The sequence below is a fragment of the Actinokineospora guangxiensis genome (genome assembly GCF_042657845.1).
Taxonomy (GTDB): Bacteria; Actinomycetota; Actinomycetes; order Mycobacteriales; family Pseudonocardiaceae; genus Actinokineospora; species Actinokineospora guangxiensis.
On record NZ_JBHSKF010000007.1, the window covers coordinates 11,976 to 32,789 of the forward strand.

A 20,814-nucleotide genomic window follows, 5' to 3' on the forward strand; every position below is an offset into this window, starting at 1 on the left:
CCTAGCGGTAGTGGTCGAAGGCGGCGGTGACGCGGTCGCGGTCGGCGGAGTCGGCGAGCAGGAGGTGCAGCAGCACCCTGGCCTTGGCGGGGTCGAGGAAGCCCGCGTCGACCAGGCCACGGTCGAGGAGGTCGCGTTCGGAGCCCGGGTAGCCGTAGGTCTGGCGCAGGACCGAGCCCGAGCCGGTGCGCGAGGCCAGGACCACCGGCATCCGGGCGGCGACCTCGGCGACCAGGGGCACCATCGCGGCAGGGACGTGGCCCGCGCCCAGGCCCGCCAGCACGACGCCGTCGAAGGCCGGGGCCGCGCAGCGCAGCAGCGAGCCGTCGTCGCCCAGGGCCACCGTGACCAGGCCGACGCGGATGCTCTCGACCTTCGGGCCCGCGGGCAGGGTCAGGGCGGTCCTCGGGGTCCCGCGCAGCCGCGGCTGCCCCTCCACCACCAGGCCCAGCGGCCCGAAGCCGGGCGAGGCGAACGCGCCCGTGCTGCTCGTGTGGCCCTTCCTGACGAACCGCGCCCCGTGCACCTCATCCGACATCACCACCAGCGCGCCCAGGCCGCGGGCGTCGGCCGACAGCGCGACCTTGACCGCGGCGAACAGGTTCGCCGGGCCGTCCGCGCCCGGGGACGCCGGGGGACGCATCGCGCCGGTGACGACCACCGGGGTGTCGCCGGGGACGGTCAGGTCGAGGAAGAGCGCCGTCTCCTCGATGGTGTCGGTGCCGTGGGTGACCACGACGCCGTCGGCGCCCGCGGCGATCTCGGCGTGCACCGCCTCGGTCAGCGCCACCAGGTCGGCGAAGCCGACCGACGGGGACGGCAGGGTGCGGACCGTGCGCGTCGTCACGGCGATGTCCAGCTCGGTCAGCGCCGGGATGGCCTTCACCAGGTCGTCGGCGCCGAGCGCGGGGACCACTCCCCCGCCCGGCGCGGGGACCATGGCGATGGTGCCGCCCATGGCCAGGATCGATACCCGCTTCATGCCGCGGCGTCCACGAGGTCCAGCAGGGGCTCCCACGGGTCGGAGATGTCGCCGTCGGCGATGGTCGCGCCGCAGTCGGCCAGGGTCCTCAGGTGCTCGGCCCAGCGCGGGTGCGCGCGCTGGGCGGGGTCGGCCTGCGGGCGGACGACGACCGGGACGCCGGGGGTTCCCAGCGCTTCCGCCAGGGCGGTGAGCGCCTGGTTGTCCGCGATGCCCAGCGCCAGCTTGGCCAGCGAGTTCGCCGTCGCCGGGACGAAGACGAACGCGTCGGGGAGCGGGTACGGCTTGGGCTCCGACGGGAGCCTGCCCTCCCAGCGCAGCGGCAGGTCGCTCAGCTCCGCGAGCCGCTCGACCTCCCCCGCCGAGGCCAGCCAGCGCGCCGCGCTCGGGGTGAGCGTGACCGCCAGCCGCCAGCCGCGCCCGGCGGCGGGCACGGCGACCTCGGGCCGGAGCCTGCGGTCGACGCCGAAGCCCGCCGCCGCGACCAGCCCGAGGACCCGCCTCACCTGCGCACCAGGGCGCAGAACATCGCGTCGGTGCCGTGCCGGTGCGGCCACAGCTGCACGCCGGGACCCGTGCCGAGGTCGGGCACGCCGGGGAAGAACTCGCGCGCGTCGATCTGGGTCGCCCCGGTCTTGCGGACGACATCGCCCACCACGCCCTCGGTCTCGGCCAGGTGCGGCGAGCACACGACGTAGGCCACCACGCCGCCCGGCCGGACCAGTTCCAGCGCCGAGGTCAGCAGCTCGCGCTGGAGCTTGGTCAGGTCGCCGACGTCGCTGGGCAGCCGCCGCCAGCGCGCCTCCGGCCGCCTGCGCAGCGCGCCGAGGCCGGTGCAGGGGGCGTCGACCAGCACGCGGTCGAACCCCGGTTCGAGGCCGGGGTCGCGGCCGTCGGCGACGTGCACGGTCACCGGCATGCCCGCGGTGACGCGCTCGATGAGCCGCGCCCGGTGCGGGGCCTGCTCGACGGCGTCGAGGGTGCCGCCGCTGATGCCGATCAGCGCGCCGAGCATCGCGGCCTTGCCGCCGGGGCCCGCGCACAGGTCCAGCCAGCGCGCGTCGGGGCCCTCCAGGGGGACGCGGGTCAGGGCCAGGGCGCACAGCTGGCTGCCCTCGTCCTGCACGCCCGCCAGGTTCTCCTTGATCGGCGGCAGGTCGCCGGGGTCGCCGGAGCCCGCCTCCATCCGCACGCCGTACGGGGAATAGGGGGCGGGATCGCCGCCGGTGAGGGCGGCCAGCTCCTCGGCGGTCAGCTCGCCGGGGCGGGCGACCAGGTGCACGGCGGGGCGCTCGTCGTCGGCGCGCAGGGCGGCGGTCAGCTCGTCGCCGGTGGTGCCGAGCGCGTCGGCGAAGGCGCGGGCGATCCAGCGCGGGTGCGCGGTGCGGGCGGCGATGCCGCCGACCGGGTCTTGCGGGGCGAGCTTGTCCAGCCAGGTCTTCTCGTCGTGCTCGGCGACCCGGCGCAGCACGGCGTTGACGAAGCCGGTCGCGCGCGAGCCGGAGTCGGCGCGCACCAGGTCGACGGTGGCGGCGACGGCGGCGTGCGCGGGGATGCGGGTGCGCAGCAGCTGGTAGGCGCCGAGCAGGAGCGCGTCGAGCACCGCCGGTTCCACTTTGGACAGCGGGCGGTCGGAGCAGGCCTCCAGCACCTCTTCGAGCATTCCCCACGCCCGGCAGGTGCCGTAGGCCAGCTCGGTGGCCAGCGCGGCGTCGCGGCCGGAAAGCCTGCGCTCGCGCAGCAGCTTGGGCAGCACGAGGTTGGCGTAGGCGTCGTCGGCGCGCACGGCGCGCACGACGTCGAGCGCGGCGCGGCGAGCCGGGTCCTCGACCGGCGGGCGGCCGGGGCCGTCGACGCGGCGCGGCGGGCGCGAGCCGGGAGGGCGGGACGGTCGTCGGTTCACGCGAGCACTTCTCCGTCTTCTGGCCGGACGCCGCGCGCCCAGTCCGTGGCGGTCATCCGCTTCTTCCCCTGCGCCTGCACCTCGCCGAGCGCGACGGCGTGCGTCGCCGTGCCGACGAGCAAACGCTTGCGCTCCACCGTGATCGCGCCGGGGGCCAAGACGACCTCGCGCACCTGGGTCACCGGGCCGAGCTTGAGCCGCTCGCCGCGGAAGACCGCCCACGCCCCCGGGTCCGGGGTGACCGAGCGGACGAGCCGGTCGACGGCGAGCGCGGGCAGCGCGAAGTCCACTTTGGCGTCGTCCACGAGCACCTTCGGCGCGTGGCTGACACCGTCGGCGGGCTGCTCGACGGCGACCAGCGTGTCGTGCTCAACGCCATCCAGAGTGGACAGCAGCAGACCGGCGCCGGCGTCGGAGAGGCGCCGCAGCAGCCCGCCCGCGGTGTCGTCGGGACGGATCGGCTCGGTCAGCACGCCGAACACCGGGCCCGCGTCGAGTTCCCTGACGATGCGGAAGGTCGCCGCGCCGGTGATGTCGTCGCCGTGGCGGATGGCGGCCTGCACCGGGGCCGCGCCGCGCCAGGCGGGCAGCAGGGAGAAGTGCAGGTTGATCCAGCCGTGCTGGGGGATGTCGAGCGCCGACTGGGGAAGCAGGTTGCCGTAGGCCACGACCGGGCAGCAGTCCGGCGCCAGCTCGGCCAGCCGGGCCTGGAAGGCCGGGTCGGAGGCCTTGGCCGGGGTCAGCACCTCGATGCCGTGCTCGTCGGCCAGCGCGCCGACCGGCGAGCGGACCAGGCCGCGGCCCCGGCCGGCGGGCGCGTCCGGCCGGGTGATGACGCCGACGACCTCGTGGCGGTCGGTCTCGATCAGCGCGCGCAGCGCGGGCAGGGCGGCCTCGGGGGTCCCCGCGAACACCAGCCGCATCAGGGCGCCCCGAAGAGGGGGTGCGGGCTCTGCTTGATCGTCGGCATGGCCCCGGTGAACCAGTCGGCCGTGCGGATCTCGGCCATCGCGCGCTTGCGGGTGGCCTCGTCGAGCCGGTCGAGGAAGAGCACGCCGTCGAGGTGGTCGGTCTCGTGCTGGATGGCCCTGGCCAGCAGGTCGCTGCCCTGGATCTCCACGGGCTCGCCGTGCATGTTCCAGCCGCGCGCGACCACGTCCTTGGCGCGCACGCAGTCCCAGTGCAGGCCCGGGATCGACAGGCAGCCCTCGGGGCCTTCCTGCTGGTCGTCGCCGACCGCCGTCCACACGGGGTTCACCAGGTGCCCCTCGACCCCGTCGCAGTTGTAGGTGAACACCCGCATGCCGACGCCGATCTGCGGGGCGGCGAGTCCGGCCCCTCCTTGGGCGTGCATGGTGTCCATCAGATCGCTGACCAGAGTGCGCAGTTCCTTGTCGAAGTTCACCACTTCGAGGGCTGGTGTGCGCAGCACGGGGTCACCGAAAAGCCTCACGGGCTGGACGGTCACTCGTTCTCCTACTCGCTCGGTTCGGCCGCCAGTCTAGGCCGGTGCGCGCCGGGGTTCAGAGCCGCGTCAGATGAGGTCGAGCGGGTCGACGCGGACCTTGATGGGGTCCTGCTCCTTGCGCATCGTGCGGCCGCGCTGGGCCTGGTTGAGGGCCTCGGCCAGGGTGCGGCCGCTGGACCTCGGGACCCGGATCAGGACGCGCTCGCGGGTCTCGGTGACCGGGACCGGGCCGAGCACCTCGCCGTCGGCGGGCATGGCCAGCTCCGCCAGCAGGGCGGCGACGGCGTCCGCGCCGCCCTCCACCGACGCCATGCGCACCGCGGGCGGGAAACCCAGCTCCAGGCGGCCCGACAGCTCCAGGTCGGCGTGCCAGACCGGGTCCCAGCGCACGAGCGCCTGCACCGACGGCAGCGCCGAGTCGGCCATCACGACCACGCGTCCGCCCGCGCCCGCGGGCACGACCAGCGCGGCGGCCGTCATCCACCGGCGCAGCGCCTCCTCGGTGGCCCGCAGGTCGGCCCTGGCCAGCAGCGACCAGCCGTCGAGCAGCAGCGCAGCCCCGTAGCCGTCCTCGGCGACCGGCTCGGCCCCCGGCGTGCACACGACCAGCGCGGGCCCGGCGGGCACGGTCGCCAGCACCTCACTGGCCCCCGACGTGCGCACCGGCACGTCGGCGAAGGCCCGGCCCAGCTCCTCCGCGGTCCGCTTCGCCCCGACGACCACCGCGCGCAGCCGCCGCGACCCGCAGGTCCCGCACCGGAAGTCCGCCGCCGCGCTCGCGCACCAGCGGCAGGCGGGCGGGCGGTCGCTGCCGCCGACGAGCCCCAGCGGACCGGCGCACTTGCGGCAGCGCGCGGGCGTGCGGCAGTCCTGGCAGGTCAGCGCCGGGACATAGCCGCGGCGCGGCACCTGCACCAGCACCGGGCGGCCCGCCTTGATCGCCGCCCTGGCCGCGTCGAAGGCGACTGACGGGATGCGCGCGGTGCGCGCCGCCGGGTCGCGGGCCAGCTGCGAGTCGTGCTCGCCGACCGCGACGACCCTCGGCGCGGCGACGCGCACCCGGTCGCGGGCGGCGACGATCGGCGGGGCCCAGCCGGACTCGGCGAGCAGGTGCGCCTCGGCGGTCCTGGCGAACCCGGCGACCAGCACCCCGGCCCCGCCGAGCCGAGCCCGCTCGATGAGGACCTCCCGCACGTGCGGGTAGGGCGAGCGCTGGTCGGCGTGCTGGTCGTCGCCGTCGTCCCACACCACCAGCACGCCCGGGTCGGCGACCGGGGCGTAGGCCGCCGCCCGGGTGCCGATGACGACGCGCACCCCACCCCGCCGCACGCGCAGCCACGCCCGGTACCGCTTGGCGGGGCCCAGATCGGCCGACAGCGCGACAACCGCGTCCTCTCCCGCCAGCGCTGCGCACGCCGCGTGCAGGCGGGCCACGTCGCGGTGGTCGGGGACGACCAGCACCGCTCCCCTGCCCGCCGATGCCGCCGTCACCGCGACTTCGGCCAGGCGCGCGGGCCAGTCCTCGCCGGGCATCGCCTGCCAGACCGCGTTCGCCTGCCGACCGGCGCGCACGGCATCCAGGAAGGCGCGCCCGCGCGGGTATTCGGCCCACCCGTCGGCCGGGGGCGCGTCGGGGGTCGGGGCGGGATCGGGCGGGGGTTCGGCCTCCACCCGCGCGTGCCGGGGCGGGATCGCCAGGCGCAGCACGTCGATCATGGCGCCCGCGTACCGGTCGGCCACGGCGCGGCAGAGCGCGGCGATCTCGGGGGCCAGCACCGGCTCCGGCGAGATGACCTTGTCCAGGAAGGACGGCCGCTTGTGCTCGGAGCGCTCGACGCGCTCGATGATGAAGGCGTCGACCAGCTGTCCGGCGAAGCGCACCCGCACCCGCGCGCCGGGCACGGCGTCGGCGTCCATGCGGGCCGGGACGAGGTAGTCGAAGAGCTGGTCGAGGTGGGCCAACGGGACGTCCACGTACACCTTCGCGACCGGCAGCTCGGCCGCGGGCTCCGGGCGGCCCTTCGGCGCGGGGGGCGCCGGCGGCGCGGGGACCTCGACGGTGAACAGCGCGTCGGGGTCGGTGTCGGGCATGGCGGTTGGTGTACCAGACGCGGCGGACACCCGGCTGGGTCAGGGTGTCCCGCCGTCGATGCGTCCGTCCGGCGGGTCGTCGAGGTCGCGCTCGTGGTAGGCGGCGTACATCGCGGCCACCTGGGCGCGGTCGTGGGGCGCGGCCTCCTCGCGGATGCGGCGGTTGAGGCCCACCGGGTAGCCGTGCTTGAGCAGCCTGCGCTCGCTGGCGTCCTCCATGAACGACAGCGAGAAGTAGAGCCCGGTGAAGTACCCCGCGGCGACCATCGACAGCCGCAGGCCGAGCGGGCCGGGCACCAGGAGCAGCAGCCACAGCGGCGAGAACAGCACCATCACCCTGGCGAAGTGCCGCAGCACCCAGGTCGGCGCGGTGAGGTCCCACAGGACCCAGGGGCGGTAGCGCTCGGGCAGCGTTCCGCCGACCGCGTACCAGAGCCAGCGCAAGGGGTCGGGTCGCACGGGACGGATGCTAAGCCGGTCCGCGTTCACGGTGTCGGGTAGCCCGCCGCGCACGGCGCGAAACACCCGAACGGGCCGTCCCCCGGAGTGGGGGACGGCCCGTTCGGGGTTGCCGGTCAGCCGCCCACGGCCTGCTTGAGGTCGTCGGCGCGGTCGGTGCGCTCCCACGGCAGGTCGACATCGGTGCGGCCGAAGTGGCCGTACGCCGCGGTGGGGGCGTAGATCGGGCGCAGCAGGTCGAGGTCGCGGATGATCGCGGCCGGGCGCAGGTCGAAGACCTCCTGGATGGCCTGCTGGATCTTGGTCGGGTCGACGTTCTCGGTGCCGAAGGTCTCCACGAACAGGCCGACCGGGGCCGCCTTGCCGATCGCGTAGGCGATCTGGACCTCGATGCGCGAGGCCAGGCCCGCGGCGACGGCGTTCTTGGCGACCCAGCGCATGGCGTAGGCGGCCGAGCGGTCGACCTTCGACGGGTCCTTGCCGGAGAACGCGCCGCCGCCGTGGCGGGCCATGCCGCCGTAGGTGTCGACGATGATCTTGCGGCCGGTCAGGCCCGCGTCGCCCATCGGGCCGCCGATGACGAAGCGGCCGGTCGGGTTGACCAGCAGCCGCACGCCCGTGGTGTCCAGCTCCAGGTTCGCCAGCTCGGGCAGCACGACCTGCTCGCGCACGTCGGCGCCGAGCAGCTTCTCCAGGTCGATGCCGTCGGCGTGCTGGGAGGACACCACGACGGTGTCCAGCCGCACGGCCTGGTCGCCCGCGTACTCGATGGTGACCTGGGTCTTGCCGTCCGGGCGCAGGTAGGGCAGGACGCCGTCCTTGCGGACCTTGGTCAGGCGGCGGGAGAGCCGGTGCGCGAGCGCGATCGGCAGCGGCATCAGCTCGGGGGTGTCGCTACAGGCGTAGCCGAACATCAGGCCCTGGTCACCCGCGCCCTGACGGGCGATCTCGTCCTCTGTGACACTGCCTGCGGCGGTCTCGACCCTCGCTTCGTAGGCGGTGTCGACACCCTGGGCGATGTCCGGCGACTGCGCGCCGATCGCCACGTTGACTCCGCAGGAGTTGCCGTCGAAGCCCTTGGCCGAGGAGTCGTAGCCGATCTCCAGGATCTTCTCCCGGACGATGCTCGGGATGTCGGCGTAGGCCTCGGTGGTGACCTCGCCCGCGACGTGGACCTGGCCGGTGGTCACCAGGGTCTCGACAGCCACCCGGGACCGGGGGTCCTGGGAGAGCAGGGCGTCGAGGATCGAGTCGCTGATGGCGTCGCAGATCTTGTCCGGATGCCCTTCGGTGACCGACTCCGAGGTGAACAGTCGGCGGCTGCCTGTCTCAGTCACGGGGTACCCCACTCATCCACGGTTTGCTGGCTGACGACCATTATCCGGCTCGGACTCACCTCCGTGCCGAACCGAGCATATTCGCGACGGTGTCCCAGACTTCGGTCGACATTTGCGATTTCGACTTGAGTGCGATCGGCACCTCGGTGCCGTCCGAGGACAGCAGCCAGCCGGAGTTGTCCTCGGTGCCGAAGGCCTTGCCCTCGCCGACGGCGTTGACGACCAGCAGGTCACAGCCCTTGCGGGCCAGCTTGGCGCGGGCGTGGTCGAGCACGTCGGAGCCGGAGTCGCCGGTCTCGGCGGCGAAGCCGACGATCAGCTGGTCCTTGCGGTCGGGGCGGGCTCTGCGGGCCTCGACCAGCTCGGCGAGCACGTCGGGATTGCGCACGAGCGCGACGGGTTCGGGGTCGCGCCCGGTCTTCTTGATCTTGTACTCGGCGCGCTCGGCGGGCCGGAAGTCGGCGACCGCGGCGGCCATCACGACCACGTCGGCGGCCTCGGCGGCGGTGTGCACGGCCTCGCGCAGCTGCTCGGCGGTGTCGACGCGCACCACGGCCACGCCCGCGGGCTCGGGCAGCGGGAGGGTGTGCGCGGAGACCAGCGTCACCTCGGCGCCGCGCGCGGCGGCGGTGCGGGCCAGCGCGTAGCCCTGCTTGCCCGAGGAGCGGTTGCCCAGGTAGCGGACGGGGTCCAGCGGCTCGCGGGTGCCGCCCGCGGACACCACGATCCGCAGGCCGACCAGGTCGCGCGGCAGGGCGTCCGGCCTGCTGAGCAGCAGCCGGGCCAGGTCGAGGATCTCGGCGGGGTCGGCCAGCCTGCCCTTGCCGGTGTCGGCGCCGGTCAGCCTGCCCGCGGCGGGATCACCGACGATGACGCCGCGCTCGCGCAGCGTGGCCACGTTCGCCCTGGTGGCGGGGTGCTCCCACATCTCGGTGTGCATGGCCGGGGCCATCAGCACCGGGCACCGCGCGGTCAGCAGGGTGCTGGTGAGCAGGTCGTCGGCCAGGCCGGTGGCGGCCTTGGCCAGCAGGTCGGCCGTGGCGGGCACCACCACGACCAGGTCAGCCTCCTGCCCGAGCCGCACGTGCGGCACCGACGGGACGTCGGTGAAGACGCCCGTGGCCACCGGGTGCCCGGACAGGGCCTCGAAGGTCGCCGCCCCCACGAACCGCAGGGCCGCCTCGGTCGGCACGACGCGCACGTCGTGCCCGGTCTCGGTGAGACCGCGCAGGACCTCGCACGCCTTGTAGGCGGCGATGCCGCCGCCGACGCCGAGGACGACTCGGGGACGGCGGGCTGTCACTCGCCCTCGGTGTGCTCAAGCAGGCCGGAGTGGATCTCGCGCAGGGCGATGGACAGCGGCTTCTCGCGCGGGCCCGGCTCGACCAGCGGGCCGACGTACTCCAGCAGGCCCTCGCCCAGCTGGGCGTAGTAGTCGTTGATCTGGCGCGCGCGCTTGGCGGCGTAGATCACGAGGGCGTACTTCGAGCTGACCTTGTCGAGCAGGTCATCGATGGGGGGGTTGGTGATGCCTTCCAGCGGCGTGCCGGTCTGCTCGCCGATGCCCAGCTCAGTGGGGGTGATCACTCGCAACGCTCCAGCTTGTCTGACGAAACCGTGAGAACCAAGGTTAGCAACTCCGCGGCGGCGGTCTTGACATCGGCGTTCACGACGACCTCGTCGAACTCCTCGGCCGCCGCCAGCTCCTTCTTCGCGACGTCCAGCCTACGCGCCACCACCTCGGCGGGCTCGGTCCCGCGGCCGGTGAGCCGCGCCACGAGCGTCTCCCAGCTCGGGGGCATGAGCATGACCAGTTGGGCCTCGGGCATCGCGGCACGCACCTGCCGCGCTCCCTGCAGCTCGATCTCCAGCACCGCGGGCCTGCCGTCGGCCAGCGCGGCCAGCACCGGACCGCGCGGGGTGCCGTAGCAGTTGCCCGCGTACTCGGCGTGCTCCAGCAGCTCGCCCGCCTCGGCCATGCGGTCGAACTCGACGCGCTCCACGAAGTGGTAGTGCGCGCCGTCGACCTCGCCGGGCCGCGCGGCCCTGGTGGTCACCGACACGCTGAAGTACAGGTCCGGGTGCAGGCGGCGCAGTTCGGCGACCACGCTGGACTTGCCCACGCCGGACGGGCCGGACACGACAGTGAGCCGGGGCCGGGCGATGTGCTCGCCCGACCCCGGCTCACGGCCGCTCATCGGCTCAGTCACTCGCCGGAGAACTCGGCCAGCAGCGCCTTGCGCTGGCGGTCACCGAGACCGCGCAGCCTGCGGCTGGGCGCGATCTCCAGGCGCTCGATGATCTGCTGGGCACGCACCTTGCCGACACCCGGTAGGGCTTCGAGCAGAGCGGTGACCTTCATCTTGCCCAGCACCTCGTCGTTGTCGGACTGGGCCAGGACGTCCTTGAGGGTGGTGCCGCCGCGCTTGAGGCGCTCTTTGAGTTCGGCGCGGGCGCGTCGGGCGGCAGCCGCCTTCTCCAGCGCTGCGGCCCGCTGCTCGTCGGTCAGCTGGGGAAGGGCCACGATTTCCTCCGTGGGGTGGGGTTTCCGGATCGGTGCCGCGACGTTACCGACTGCTGGCCTGCGACAACAACGCGGGGGCTCGGTTGCACGCGCCGTGACCACGATCCGGAAGTTGATCAACTTACGGTGACGGCGAACGGCGGTGACCTGGGGAAACGTTGCCCCAGCGGCAAACCCGGCCGCCTGTTACGCACCGCGTTCGCGTGCCCACTTGGCGCGCACGGTGAGGCGTGCGCCACTCGTCAGACCGACGGAGTTCCACCCGGACAGAGCAACCTCACCACCTGCGGCAACGCGGGGAAGCGGGAGCAATCGGACGCTATTGGCGGTGTGAACCCGCCACGAGGCCGGTCGCCAGGGCGATCCTGTTCCAGGCGTTGATGGTCGTCACGGCGACGACGAGCGCGGCCATGCCTGCCTCGTCGTAGTGCGCGGCGGCGGCTTTCCACACCTCGTCGGAGACGCCGTGGCCGTGGTCGGGGAGACGGGTGGCCGCCTCGGCGAGATCAAGCGCGGCACGCTCGGCGGGGGTGAAGAACGGAGCTTCCCGCCACACGGCGACGGCGTAGAGGCGCTCGTCGGTCTCACCCCCGGCCTTGGCGTCGTGGGAGTGCATGTCGACGCAGTACGCGCAGCCGTTGATCTGGCTCACCCGCAGCTTGACCAGCTCGTACGTCCGCTTCGGCAGCGAGCTGGCCGCCATGTACCTCTCCAGGCCCAGCATGGCCTGGTAGGCGGCGGGCGCGGTCTCGGCGAGGTGCATGCGCATCATATTCTCCATATCTCAGATGTTTGATGTCCAGAATTTGACCACGGGTCGATCAGCCCCTGGCCTCGGTCAGCCACCCGCCGACGCGCTCGGCCGTCCCGGGGTGGCGGTTCTCGACGGTCGCGGCGATGTCGGCGATCGTCTGGCCGGCCAGCTCGCGCCGCCAGGCAAGCTCGGCGCGCCGCATGGCCTGCGACACCGCACAGGTCGCGCGGTAGTCCACGCCCTCACGGCCCCAGGGCGACGCGCGCAGGATCGAGGCGCAGCGAAACGCCTCCTCGGCCCCTTCGATCGCCACGACGACGTCCAGCAGGCTGATCGCCCCCGGTGCCCTGGCCAGGCGGAAACCCCCGCGCGGACCGGAGGTCGAGGTGAGGATGCCCGCCCGGGCCAGAGCTTGCAGCTGCTTGTTCAGGTAGGCGGTGGGCAGGGCGAAGGCGGCGGCGAGCCGCTTGGCGGGCACCGCCTCCCCCGGGTCCGCGCAGGCGAGGTTGGCGCACGTGTGCAGCGCCCATTCGACACCTTCGCTCATCCGCATATCCTGGATGCTACACATCCAGGATATGCGGTGTCGAGGACTACCCGGCCAGCTCGTCGCGCAGCCGCAGAGCGGCCGAGCGGATGGCGGCGGCATCCGGGCCGTGCTTGATCACATCACGCGAGCTGGTCGGCAGGACCAGCCCAGCACCCCCGAACAGCCGGGCCAGGTCGGCCGGGCCCGCGCCCTGCGCGCCGACGCCGGGGGCCAGGATCGCGCCGTTGAGCGCCGCCAGGTCCAGTCCGGTCTCGGCCAGGGTCGCGCCGACCACCAGGCCCACCGGGCCCAGCGGGACGGCGCCCGCGTTGCGCTCGGCGGCGGCGTCGGCCACCGACTGGGCCACCGACCGGCCGCCCGCCTCGGCCCGCTGGACCCGCGCGCCCTCGGGGTTCGACGTCAGCGCCAGCACGAAGACACCGCGACCGGTCGCCTCGGCCATCGCCAGCGCGGGCTCCAGGGACCCGAAGCCGAGATACGGCGAGAGCGTCACCGCGTCGCCTGCCAGCGGGGAGCCCTCGGCGAGGAAGGCATCGGCGTAGGCGGCCATGGTGGAGCCGATGTCGCCGCGCTTGGCATCGACCAGGACCAGCGCCCCGGCCGCGCGCCCCTCGGCGATGACCCGCTCCAGCACGGCGACGCCGCGCGAGCCGTGCGCCTCGAAGAACGCCGACTGCGGCTTGAGCACCGCGACCTCGCCCGCCAGCGCCTCGACACAGGTCAGCGCGAAGCGCTCCAGGCCCGCGGCGTCGCGGGGCAGGCCCCAGGCGTCGAGCAGGCCGGGGTGCGGGTCGATGCCCACGCACAGCGCACCCCGGGCCTCGACCGAGGCGGCGAGCCGCGCGCCGAACCCGCTCACCGCGACTCCCGCAGCGCGGTCTGCATGTCCTGCAGCGGCTGCACGCCGATCTCGTCGCGGATCAGCGCCTCGATCCCGTGCACCGCGGCGGCGGCGCCCTGGATCGTGGTGACGCACGGGATGTCCTTGGCGACCGCGGCGGTGCGGATCTCGTAGCCGTCGACGCGGGGACCGTGGTTGCCGTAGGGGGTGTTGATGACCATGTCCACCGCGCCGGAGTGGATCAGCTCAACGACATTGTCCTTGCCCTCGAAGTGCTTGCGCACCACGGTGCAGGGAATCCCGTTGCGGCGCAGCACCTCCGCGGTGCCCGAGGTCGCCAGGACCTCGAAACCCAGGTCTGCCAGGCGCTTCACCGGGAAGACCATCGCCCGCTTGTCGCGGTTGGCGACGGAGACGAACACCTTGCCGGAGGTCGGCAGCGAGCCGTAGGAGGCGGTCTGGGACTTGGCGAACGCCTTGCCGAAGGACTCATCGATGCCCATGACCTCGCCGGTGGACTTCATCTCCGGTCCGAGCAGCGAGTCGACTCCGTGGCCCTCCGGGGTGCGGAAGCGGTGGAAGGGCAGCACGGCCTCCTTCACCGCGACCGGGGCGCCCTGGGCCAGTTCGGCGCCGTCGCCGGTGGCCGGGAGCAGGCCCTCGGCGCGCAGCTCGGCGATGGTCGCGCCGAGCATGATCCGGGCGGCGGCCTTGGCCAGCGGCACCGCGGTCGCCTTGGACACGAACGGCACGGTCCGGCTGGCGCGCGGGTTGGCCTCCAGGACGTAGAGGATGTCGTCCTTGAGCGCGTACTGCACGTTCAGCAGGCCGCGCACGCCGATGCCTTTGGCGATGGCCTCGGTGGACTCGCGCACCGCTTCCAGGTCGGTGCGGCCGAGGGTGATCGGCGGCAGCGCGCAGGAGGAGTCGCCGGAGTGGATGCCCGCTTCCTCGATGTGCTCCATGACGCCGCCGAGGTAGACCTCCTCGCCGTCGCAGAGCGCGTCGACGTCGATCTCGATGGCGTCGTCGAGGAACCGGTCGACCAGCACCGGGTGCTCCGGGGTGATCTCGGTGGCGCGCTCGATGTAGCCGGCCAGCGAGTCCTCGTCGTAGACGATCTCCATGCCGCGCCCGCCGAGCACGTAGGACGGGCGCACCAGCACCGGGTAGCCGATCTCGTCGGCGATGCGCTTGGCCGCGGCGAAGGAGGTCGCCGTGCCGAACTTCGGCGCGGGCAGCCCGGCGGTGGTCAGCACCTCGCCGAACGCGCCGCGGTCCTCGGCGAGGTGGATGGCCTGCGGCGAGGTGCCCACGACCGGCACGCCCACCTCCGCCAGCCGCTGCGCCAGGCCCAGCGGGGTCTGCCCGCCCAGCTGCACCACCACGCCCGCGACCGTGCCGGACACGCGCTCGGAGTGCACGACCTCCAGCACGTCCTCGAAGGTCAGCGGCTCGAAGTAGAGGCGGTCGGAGGTGTCGTAGTCGGTCGAGACGGTCTCCGGGTTGCAATTGACCATGATGGTCTCGTAGCCGGCCTCGCGCAGCGCCATGGCGGCGTGCACGCAGGAGTAGTCGAACTCGATGCCCTGGCCGATGCGGTTCGGCCCGGAGCCCAGGATCAGCACCTTGGGCCGCTCGCGCTGCGGCGCGACCTCGGACTCCGCGGCGGGGTCGAGCTCGTAGGCGGAGTAGTGGTACGGCGTGGTGGCGGCGAACTCGGCGGCGCAGGTGTCGACGGTCTTGAACACCGGCCGCACGCCGAGGCGGTGCCGCAGCGTCCTGACCCCGTCCTCACCAGCCAGCTCAGGGCGCAGCGCCGCGATCTGGCGGTCGGAGAGGCCGTGGTGCTTGGCCCGGCGCAGCAGCTCCTCGTCCAGCACCGGGGCGGTCTCGATCTCAGCGCGCAGCTCGACCAGCATCGCGATCTGGTCGAGGAACCACGGGTCGATGCCGGAAGCCTGGTGCACCTCCTGCACCGTCGCGCCGAGGCGCAGCGCGCGCTCGACGGTGTAGAGCCTGCCGTCGTGGCCGGTGCGCGCGGCGGCCAGCAGCGCGTCCAGGCTCATGGTGTCGGGGTCCGGGGTGGTCCAGAAACCGACGGCCTTGGTCTCCATCGAGCGCAGCGCCTTGCCCAGCGCCTCGGCGAAGTTGCGGCCGATGCTCATCGCCTCGCCGACGGACTTCATCGTCGTGGTCAGCCTCGGGTCGGCGCCGGGGAACTTCTCGAAGGCGAAGCGCGGCACCTTCACCACGACGTAGTCCAGCGTCGGCTCGAAGGACGCCGGGGTCTCGCCGGTGATGTCGTTGGTGATCTCGTCCAGGGTGTAGCCGATGGCCAGCCGCGCGGCGATCTTGGCGATCGGGAAGCCGGTGGCCTTGGAGGCCAGCGCGCTGGAACGCGAGACGCGCGGGTTCATCTCGATGACGACCATGCGCCCGGTCTGCGGGTGGATGGCGAACTGGATGTTGCAGCCGCCGGTGTCGACGCCGACCGCGCGCAGCACGGCGATGCCGGTGTCGCGCATGTCCTGGAACTCGCGGTCGGTGAGCGTCATCGCCGGGGCGACGGTCACCGAGTCCCCGGTGTGCACGCCCATCGGGTCGATGTTCTCGATGGAGCAGATGACGACCACGTTGTCCTTGCGGTCGCGCATCAACTCCAGCTCGTACTCCTTCCAGCCGAGGACGCTCTCCTCGATGAGCACCTCGGTCACCGGGCTCTCGGCGAGGCCGGAGGCGGCGATGCGCTCCAGCTCCTCGGTGCTGTGCGCCATGCCCGAGCCCAGGCCGCCCATGGTGAACGACGGCCGGATGACGACCGGCAGGCCCAGCTCGGCGACGGTCTCGTGGACCTCGTCCATGGAGTGGCAGACCCGGCTGCGCGGGGTCTCCCCGCCGATCTGGGCGACGATGTCCTTGAACTTCTGCCGGTCCTCGCCGCGCTGGATGGCGTCGATGTCGGCGCCGATCAGCTCGACGTTGTACTTCTCCAACACCCCGCGCTCGTGCAGCGCCACAGCGGTGTTCAGCGCGGTCTGCCCGCCCAGCGTCGCCAGGATGGAATCGATCGGCCTGCCCGCGTCACGCTCGGCGGCGATCACCTTCTCCACGAAGTCGGGAGTGATCGGCTCGACGTAGGTGGCGTCGGCGAACTCCGGATCGGTCATGATCGTCGCCGGGTTGGAGTTGACCAGACTGACCCGGATGCCCTCACCGCGCAGCACACGGCAGGCCTGGGTACCGGAGTAGTCGAACTCGCAGGCCTGCCCGATCACAATGGGACCGGAGCCGATCACCAGCACGTGGTGGATGTCGTCGCGCTTGGGCATCAGCGCCCGCCCTCCATCATGGTCGTGAAGCGGTCGAACAGGTCGGCGGCGTCGTGCGGGCCCGCCGCGGCCTCGGGGTGGTACTGCACGGAGAAGGCGGGCACCTCCAGGGCGCGCACGCCCTCGACGGCGCCGTCGTTCGGGCAGACGTGGCTGACCTTGGCCCGGCCGAACGGGGTGTCGAACTCCTGGCCGGCTTCGCCCTCGAGGGCGAAGCCGTGGTTCTGCGCGGTGATGGCGACCGTGCCGGTCTCCACGTCGATCACCGGGATGTTGATGCCGCGGTGGCCGTAGCGCATCTTGTAGGTCCCCATGCCCAGGGCGCGGCCCAGGATCTGGTTGCCGAAGCAGATGCCGAAGAACGGGATGCGGCGCTCCAGCACGGCCCTGGTCAGCCCGACCGGGTGATCGGCTGTCGCCGGGTCGCCGGGGCCGTTGGACAGGAAGACGCCGTCGGGCTCGACGGCGAGCAGGTCCTCCAGGGTGGAGGTGGCCGGGAGCACGTGCGTCTCGACGCCGCGGGCGGCCAGCATGCGCGGGGTGTTGGACTTGATGCCCAGGTCCAGCGCGGCGACCCGGAAGCGGGTCTCGCCGACCGCGGGGACCACGTAGGCCTCGGCGGTGGTGACCTCCTCGGCCAGCGCGGCGCCGAGCATCGTCGGGCTCTCCAGCACGCGCACGACCATCGACTCCTCGGCGCCCAGGTCGTCGCCGGAGAAGACGCCCGCGCGCATCGCGCCGCGCTCGCGGATGTGGCGGGTCAGCGCCCGGGTGTCGACGCCGCTGATGCCGACCACGCCCTGGTCGGCCAGCGCCGCGTCCAGCGGGCGGCGGGAGCGCCAGTTCGACGGCACGCGCGACGGGTCGCGCACGACGTAGCCGGAGACCCAGATGCGGCCGGACTCGTCGTCCTCGTCGTTCCAGCCGGTGTTGCCGATCTGCGGGGCGGTGGCCACCACGATCTGCCGGTGGTAGGACGGGTCCGTCAGCGTCTCCTGGTAGCCGGTCATGGCGGTGCAGAAGACCACCTCGCCGAAGGTCGCTCCCCGAGCGCCGAAGGCGGCGCCGCGGAACACGCGGCCGTCCTCCAGCACGAGCGCGGCGGGGGTGCGGTCAGTCCTCATGCGGTCCTCCGGTGAGCGAGCGCAGCGCGGGCACCCACGTCTGGTAGTCGTCCTTGTCGTCGGCGCGGAATCCGGTGTCGAACTCCTGCCCGTCCACGCGCCAGCGCACGACGAGCAGGCCGTCGCGGCCCATCACCTTCCCGGCGATGCCGGGGGCGGTGCGGGCGTCGAGCACGGACTCCTTGGGGATCCAGACCGGCTGCGCGCCGGTCCGGTCGAACAGCAGGCCCTCGGCCAGCAGGTGGGCGGTCGCGTCGGCGCGGAAGCCGACGTCGCCCGCGCCGACCCGGTCCTGCCAGCTGGCGTCGGTGACGGTGCTGGCGTAGACGCCGGTGCTGGGCGGGATCAGGTCATCGGCGGTGCCCGCGCGCACCTTGGCCAGCAGCGCCTCGGGGGCGGCGGGCAGCGCGGGCAGGTGCGCCTGGCGCTTGCGGCGGTTGCGGTAGCCCCACCACATCAGCGCGACCAGGCCGACGAGGATCAGCAGCACGAGGACGGTGAGCGCCGCGCGCATGTCAGCCCACCTTCCCGTCGCGGGCGGTGAAGCGCCCGCGCAGCAGCGTGGCCACGACCTGGCCCGGCAGCTCCATGCCCTCGAACGGGGTGTTGGCGGCGATGCTGGCGAAGTCCGCGCCGCGCACCGTCCAGGTGGCGTCCGGGTCGACCAGGGCGAGGGTGGCGGGCTCGCCGACGGCGATCGGGCGGCCGTGCTCGACCAGGCCGCCGATCTCGGCGGGCCGCTCGCTCATCACCCTGGCGACGCCGCGCCAGTCCAGCAGGCCCGGTTCGACCATCGTCCTGACCACGACCGATAGCGCGGTCTGCAGGCCGAGCATGCCGGGGCGGGCCGCGGACCACTCGCAGTCCTTGTCCTGCGCGGCGTGCGGGGCGTGGTCGGTGGCCACGCAGTCGACTACGCCGTCGGCCAGCGCCTGGCGCAGCGCGGCGGCGTCGGTCCGCTCGCGCAGCGGCGGGTTGACCTTGTTGACCGGGTCGTAGCCGCCCAGCCGGGAGTCGTCCAGCAGCAGGTGGTGCGGGGTGACCTCGGCGGTGACCTCGGTGCCGCGCTCCTTGGCCCAGCGCAGCACGTCGACGGTGCCCGCAGTGGAAACGTGGCAGACGTGCAGCCGGGCCCCGACGTGGCGGGCCAGCAGGCAGTCGCGGGCGACGATGGCCTCCTCGGCCACCGACGGCCAGCCCGCCAGGCCCAGCCGCGCCGCGGTCTCGCCCTCGTGGGCCTGCGCGCCGACGGTCAGCCGCGGCTCCTCGGCGTGCTGGGCGATGACCGCGTCGAGCGCCTTGGTGTACTCCAGGGCGCGGCGCATGATCAGCGGGTCGGCGACGCACATGCCGTCGTCGGAGAAGACGCGGACCCCGGCCTGCGAGGCGGCCATGGTGCCCAGCTCGGCCAGCTTCTCGCCGTTGAGCCCGACGGTGACCGCGCCGATGGGGTGCACGTCGACCAGGCCGACCTCGCGGCCTCGGCGCCAGACGTGCTCGACCACGACGGCGTTGTCGGCGACGGGGTCGGTGTTGGCCATGGCGAAGACGGCGGTGTACCCGCCCAGGGCCGCGGCCCGGGAGCCGGTCTCGACGGTCTCGGTGTCCTCACGGCCGGGCTCGCGCAGGTGGGTGTGCAGGTCGACGAAGCCGGGCAGGGCCACGGCCCCGCGCGCGTCGAAGGTCTCCTGCGCGCTCAACCCGGCGCCGATCTCGGCGATGACGCCGTGCTCGACCCGGATGTCGACGGGATCGCCTTCCCCGTAGGGGCGAACCCCCTTGATAACCAGGCTGGTCACGCCTGGTCCTCCTCTCCGGCCAGCAGGTGGTACAGGACGGCCATGCGGACGTGGACGCCGTTGGCGACCTGGTCGGTGATCGCCGCGCGCGGCGAGTCGGCGACCGCGTGCGCGATCTCCATGCCGCGCAGCATCGGCCCCGGGTGCAGGACGACGGCGTGCTCGGGCAGCAGCGCCATCCGCGCGGCGTTGAGGCCGTAGCGGATCGAGTACTCGCGCGCCGAGGGGAAGAACCCGCCGTGCATGCGCTCGGCCTGCACGCGCAGCAGCATGACCGCGTCCAGGGTGGGCAGCTCGGCGTCGAGTTCGTGGGAGACGGTGAGGCCGCTCACCGGCCAGCCCGCCAGGTTCGTGGGCAGCAGCGTCGGCGGCGCGACGACGACCACCTCCGCGCCGAGCGCGGTGAGCAGGTGCACGTTGGAGCGCGCGACGCGGCTGTGCAGCACGTCGCCGACGATCCCGATCCGCCTGCCCTCGATGCCGCCGAGGCGGTCGCGCAGGGTCGCCGCGTCCAGCAGCGCCTGGGTGGGGTGCTCGTGGGTGCCGTCGCCCGCGTTGACCACGCTGGTGCCCACTTGGGACAGCCAGCCCGCCAGCCGGTGCGCCGCCCCCGAGGCCGGGTGCCGCACGATGACGCAGTCCGCGCCCGCCGCGGCCAGGGTCAGCGCGGTGTCGCGCAGCGACTCCCCCTTGCCGACCGAGGACCCGCCCGCGGAGACGTTCACCACGTCGGCGCTCATCCACTTCCCGGCGATCTCGAAGGAGACGCGGGTGCGCGTGGAGTTCTCGTAGAACATGGTGATGACGGTGCGCCCGCGCAGCGTGGGCAGTTTCTTGACCTCGCGGCCCAGCAGCGTCCGCTTCAGGCCGTCGGCGGTGTCGAGGATGGCCAGCGCGGTGTCGGCGTCGAGGGTGTCCGAGCCCAGCAGGTGCCTCACTGGTCGGTCCCCCGGTTGAGCAGCACGGCGTCGCGGCCGTCGGTCTCGGTGAAGAGGACCGCGACCTCCTCGGTGCGCGCGGTGGGCACGTTCTTGCCGACGTAGTCGGCGCGGATCGGCAGCTCGCGGTGGCCGCGGTCGACCAGCACGGCCAGCTGCACCGCGCGGGGGCGGCCGACGTCGCGCAGCGCGTCGAGGGCGGCGCGGATGGTGCGGCCGGAGAACAGCACGTCGTCGACCAGCACGACCAGCGCGTCCTCCACGCCCGAGCGCGGCAGCTCGGTGGCGCCGAGCGGTCGGGTCGGGCGGCGGCGCAGGTCGTCGCGGTAGAGGGTGACGTCGAGGGTGCCGGTCGGCACGCGGACGTCGGTGAACTCGGCGATCTTGGCGGCCAGCCGCTGGGTGAGCGGCACTCCCCTGGTGGGGATGCCCAGCAGCACGACCGGGCGGGACCCGCTCGCGTCGAGCGAGGTCTTCTCGATGACCTGATGGGCCATCCGGGCGATGGTGCGCGCGACGTCACCCGGACCGAGCAGCTCCCGCGGCTCGGTCGGCTCGGTCGCGCCACGGTCTCGCGGCGCCACGCTGGACTCCTTCCCCGCCTCGCTGGACGGGTCCTTAAAGGATGTCGGCAAAGGCTCCTGAGCAGGAGCCCCCGCGAACCTACCAGGCGCTGGACCGTCCCCGACCGGGTGGTGCCGACCGTTCGGCG

21 protein-coding genes are annotated in these 20,814 nt (G+C 73.5%); all 21 read right to left on the bottom strand.

Going from position 1 to position 20,814, the window contains the following annotated elements:
* Window position 1: 1 nt before the first annotated feature.
* A complete protein-coding gene (locus ACFPM7_RS16015; protein ID WP_378248420.1) occupies window positions 2-982 on the bottom strand; it encodes an asparaginase in 981 nt (326 codons plus the stop codon).
* Window positions 979-1,488 carry a flavoprotein gene (locus ACFPM7_RS16020; protein WP_378248421.1) on the bottom strand — a complete coding sequence of 170 codons (510 nt, stop codon included), beginning with the start codon at window positions 1,486-1,488 and terminating at the stop codon, window positions 979-981. The genes ACFPM7_RS16015 and ACFPM7_RS16020 overlap by 4 nt, the downstream gene beginning before the upstream one ends.
* On the bottom strand, window positions 1,485-2,885 hold the full coding sequence (locus ACFPM7_RS16025; RefSeq protein ID WP_378248422.1) for an RsmB/NOP family class I SAM-dependent RNA methyltransferase: 1,401 nt from the start codon (window positions 2,883-2,885) through the stop codon (window positions 1,485-1,487). The genes ACFPM7_RS16020 and ACFPM7_RS16025 overlap by 4 nt, the downstream gene beginning before the upstream one ends.
* Window positions 2,882-3,808, bottom strand: a complete 927-nt coding sequence (fmt, locus tag ACFPM7_RS16030; protein ID WP_378248423.1) for a methionyl-tRNA formyltransferase — start codon at window positions 3,806-3,808, stop codon at window positions 2,882-2,884. The genes ACFPM7_RS16025 and fmt overlap by 4 nt, the downstream gene beginning before the upstream one ends.
* A complete protein-coding gene (gene def / locus ACFPM7_RS16035; protein ID WP_378248424.1) occupies window positions 3,808-4,353 on the bottom strand; it encodes a peptide deformylase in 546 nt (181 codons plus the stop codon). Before def ends, fmt begins: the two co-directional genes overlap by 1 nt.
* Before the next feature lie 66 nt (window positions 4,354-4,419).
* The gene (locus tag ACFPM7_RS16040; protein ID WP_378248425.1) at window positions 4,420-6,444 is read right to left on the bottom strand and encodes a primosomal protein N'; all 2,025 of its coding nucleotides are present in this window, start codon (window positions 6,442-6,444) and stop codon (window positions 4,420-4,422) included.
* 39 nt (window positions 6,445-6,483) lie between these two features.
* Window positions 6,484-6,903, bottom strand: coding sequence for a DUF5313 family protein (locus ACFPM7_RS16045; RefSeq protein ID WP_378248426.1), 420 nt, complete (start codon window positions 6,901-6,903; stop codon window positions 6,484-6,486).
* A 116-nt stretch (window positions 6,904-7,019) separates the two neighbouring features.
* On the bottom strand, window positions 7,020-8,216 hold the full coding sequence (metK, locus tag ACFPM7_RS16050; protein WP_378248669.1) for a methionine adenosyltransferase: 1,197 nt from the start codon (window positions 8,214-8,216) through the stop codon (window positions 7,020-7,022).
* A gap of 79 nt (window positions 8,217-8,295) precedes the next feature.
* A complete protein-coding gene (gene coaBC, locus ACFPM7_RS16055) occupies window positions 8,296-9,543 on the bottom strand; it encodes a bifunctional phosphopantothenoylcysteine decarboxylase/phosphopantothenate--cysteine ligase CoaBC (RefSeq protein ID WP_378248427.1) in 1,248 nt (415 codons plus the stop codon).
* Window positions 9,540-9,827, bottom strand: coding sequence for a DNA-directed RNA polymerase subunit omega (gene rpoZ / locus ACFPM7_RS16060; protein ID WP_189214411.1), 288 nt, complete (start codon window positions 9,825-9,827; stop codon window positions 9,540-9,542). The genes coaBC and rpoZ overlap by 4 nt, the downstream gene beginning before the upstream one ends.
* Window positions 9,824-10,438: a guanylate kinase gene (gene gmk, locus ACFPM7_RS16065; protein ID WP_378248428.1), complete on the bottom strand. Its 615-nt coding sequence runs from the start codon at window positions 10,436-10,438 to the stop codon at window positions 9,824-9,826. Before gmk ends, rpoZ begins: the two co-directional genes overlap by 4 nt.
* A gap of 8 nt (window positions 10,439-10,446) precedes the next feature.
* Entirely contained in the window at window positions 10,447-10,764 is a 318-nt protein-coding gene (mihF, locus tag ACFPM7_RS16070; protein WP_189214409.1) for an integration host factor, actinobacterial type, read from the bottom strand.
* A gap of 319 nt (window positions 10,765-11,083) precedes the next feature.
* Entirely contained in the window at window positions 11,084-11,533 is a 450-nt protein-coding gene (locus ACFPM7_RS16075) for a carboxymuconolactone decarboxylase family protein (RefSeq protein WP_378248429.1), read from the bottom strand.
* Window positions 11,534-11,585: 52 nt separating this feature from the next.
* Window positions 11,586-12,065 (bottom strand): RrF2 family transcriptional regulator, encoded by a 480-nt coding sequence (locus ACFPM7_RS16080; RefSeq protein ID WP_378248430.1) that lies wholly within the window; start codon window positions 12,063-12,065, stop codon window positions 11,586-11,588.
* Window positions 12,066-12,111: 46 nt separating this feature from the next.
* A complete protein-coding gene (pyrF, locus tag ACFPM7_RS16085; RefSeq protein ID WP_378248431.1) occupies window positions 12,112-12,927 on the bottom strand; it encodes an orotidine-5'-phosphate decarboxylase in 816 nt (271 codons plus the stop codon).
* A complete protein-coding gene (gene carB, locus ACFPM7_RS16090) occupies window positions 12,924-16,241 on the bottom strand; it encodes a carbamoyl-phosphate synthase large subunit (RefSeq protein ID WP_378248432.1) in 3,318 nt (1,105 codons plus the stop codon). Before carB ends, pyrF begins: the two co-directional genes overlap by 4 nt.
* Entirely contained in the window at window positions 16,241-17,365 is a 1,125-nt protein-coding gene (gene carA / locus ACFPM7_RS16095) for a glutamine-hydrolyzing carbamoyl-phosphate synthase small subunit (RefSeq protein WP_378248433.1), read from the bottom strand. The genes carB and carA overlap by 1 nt, the downstream gene beginning before the upstream one ends.
* Entirely contained in the window at window positions 17,355-17,879 is a 525-nt protein-coding gene (locus ACFPM7_RS16100; protein WP_378248434.1) for a PH-like domain-containing protein, read from the bottom strand. The genes carA and ACFPM7_RS16100 overlap by 11 nt, the downstream gene beginning before the upstream one ends.
* A gap of 1 nt (window position 17,880) precedes the next feature.
* Window positions 17,881-19,164, bottom strand: coding sequence for a dihydroorotase (locus ACFPM7_RS16105; protein ID WP_378248435.1), 1,284 nt, complete (start codon window positions 19,162-19,164; stop codon window positions 17,881-17,883).
* Window positions 19,161-20,102 (bottom strand): aspartate carbamoyltransferase catalytic subunit, encoded by a 942-nt coding sequence (locus ACFPM7_RS16110; protein ID WP_378248436.1) that lies wholly within the window; start codon window positions 20,100-20,102, stop codon window positions 19,161-19,163. The genes ACFPM7_RS16105 and ACFPM7_RS16110 overlap by 4 nt, the downstream gene beginning before the upstream one ends.
* Window positions 20,099-20,686 carry a bifunctional pyr operon transcriptional regulator/uracil phosphoribosyltransferase PyrR gene (gene pyrR, locus ACFPM7_RS16115; RefSeq protein ID WP_378248437.1) on the bottom strand — a complete coding sequence of 196 codons (588 nt, stop codon included), beginning with the start codon at window positions 20,684-20,686 and terminating at the stop codon, window positions 20,099-20,101. The genes ACFPM7_RS16110 and pyrR overlap by 4 nt, the downstream gene beginning before the upstream one ends.
* Between the last annotated feature and the right edge of the window lie 128 nt (window positions 20,687-20,814).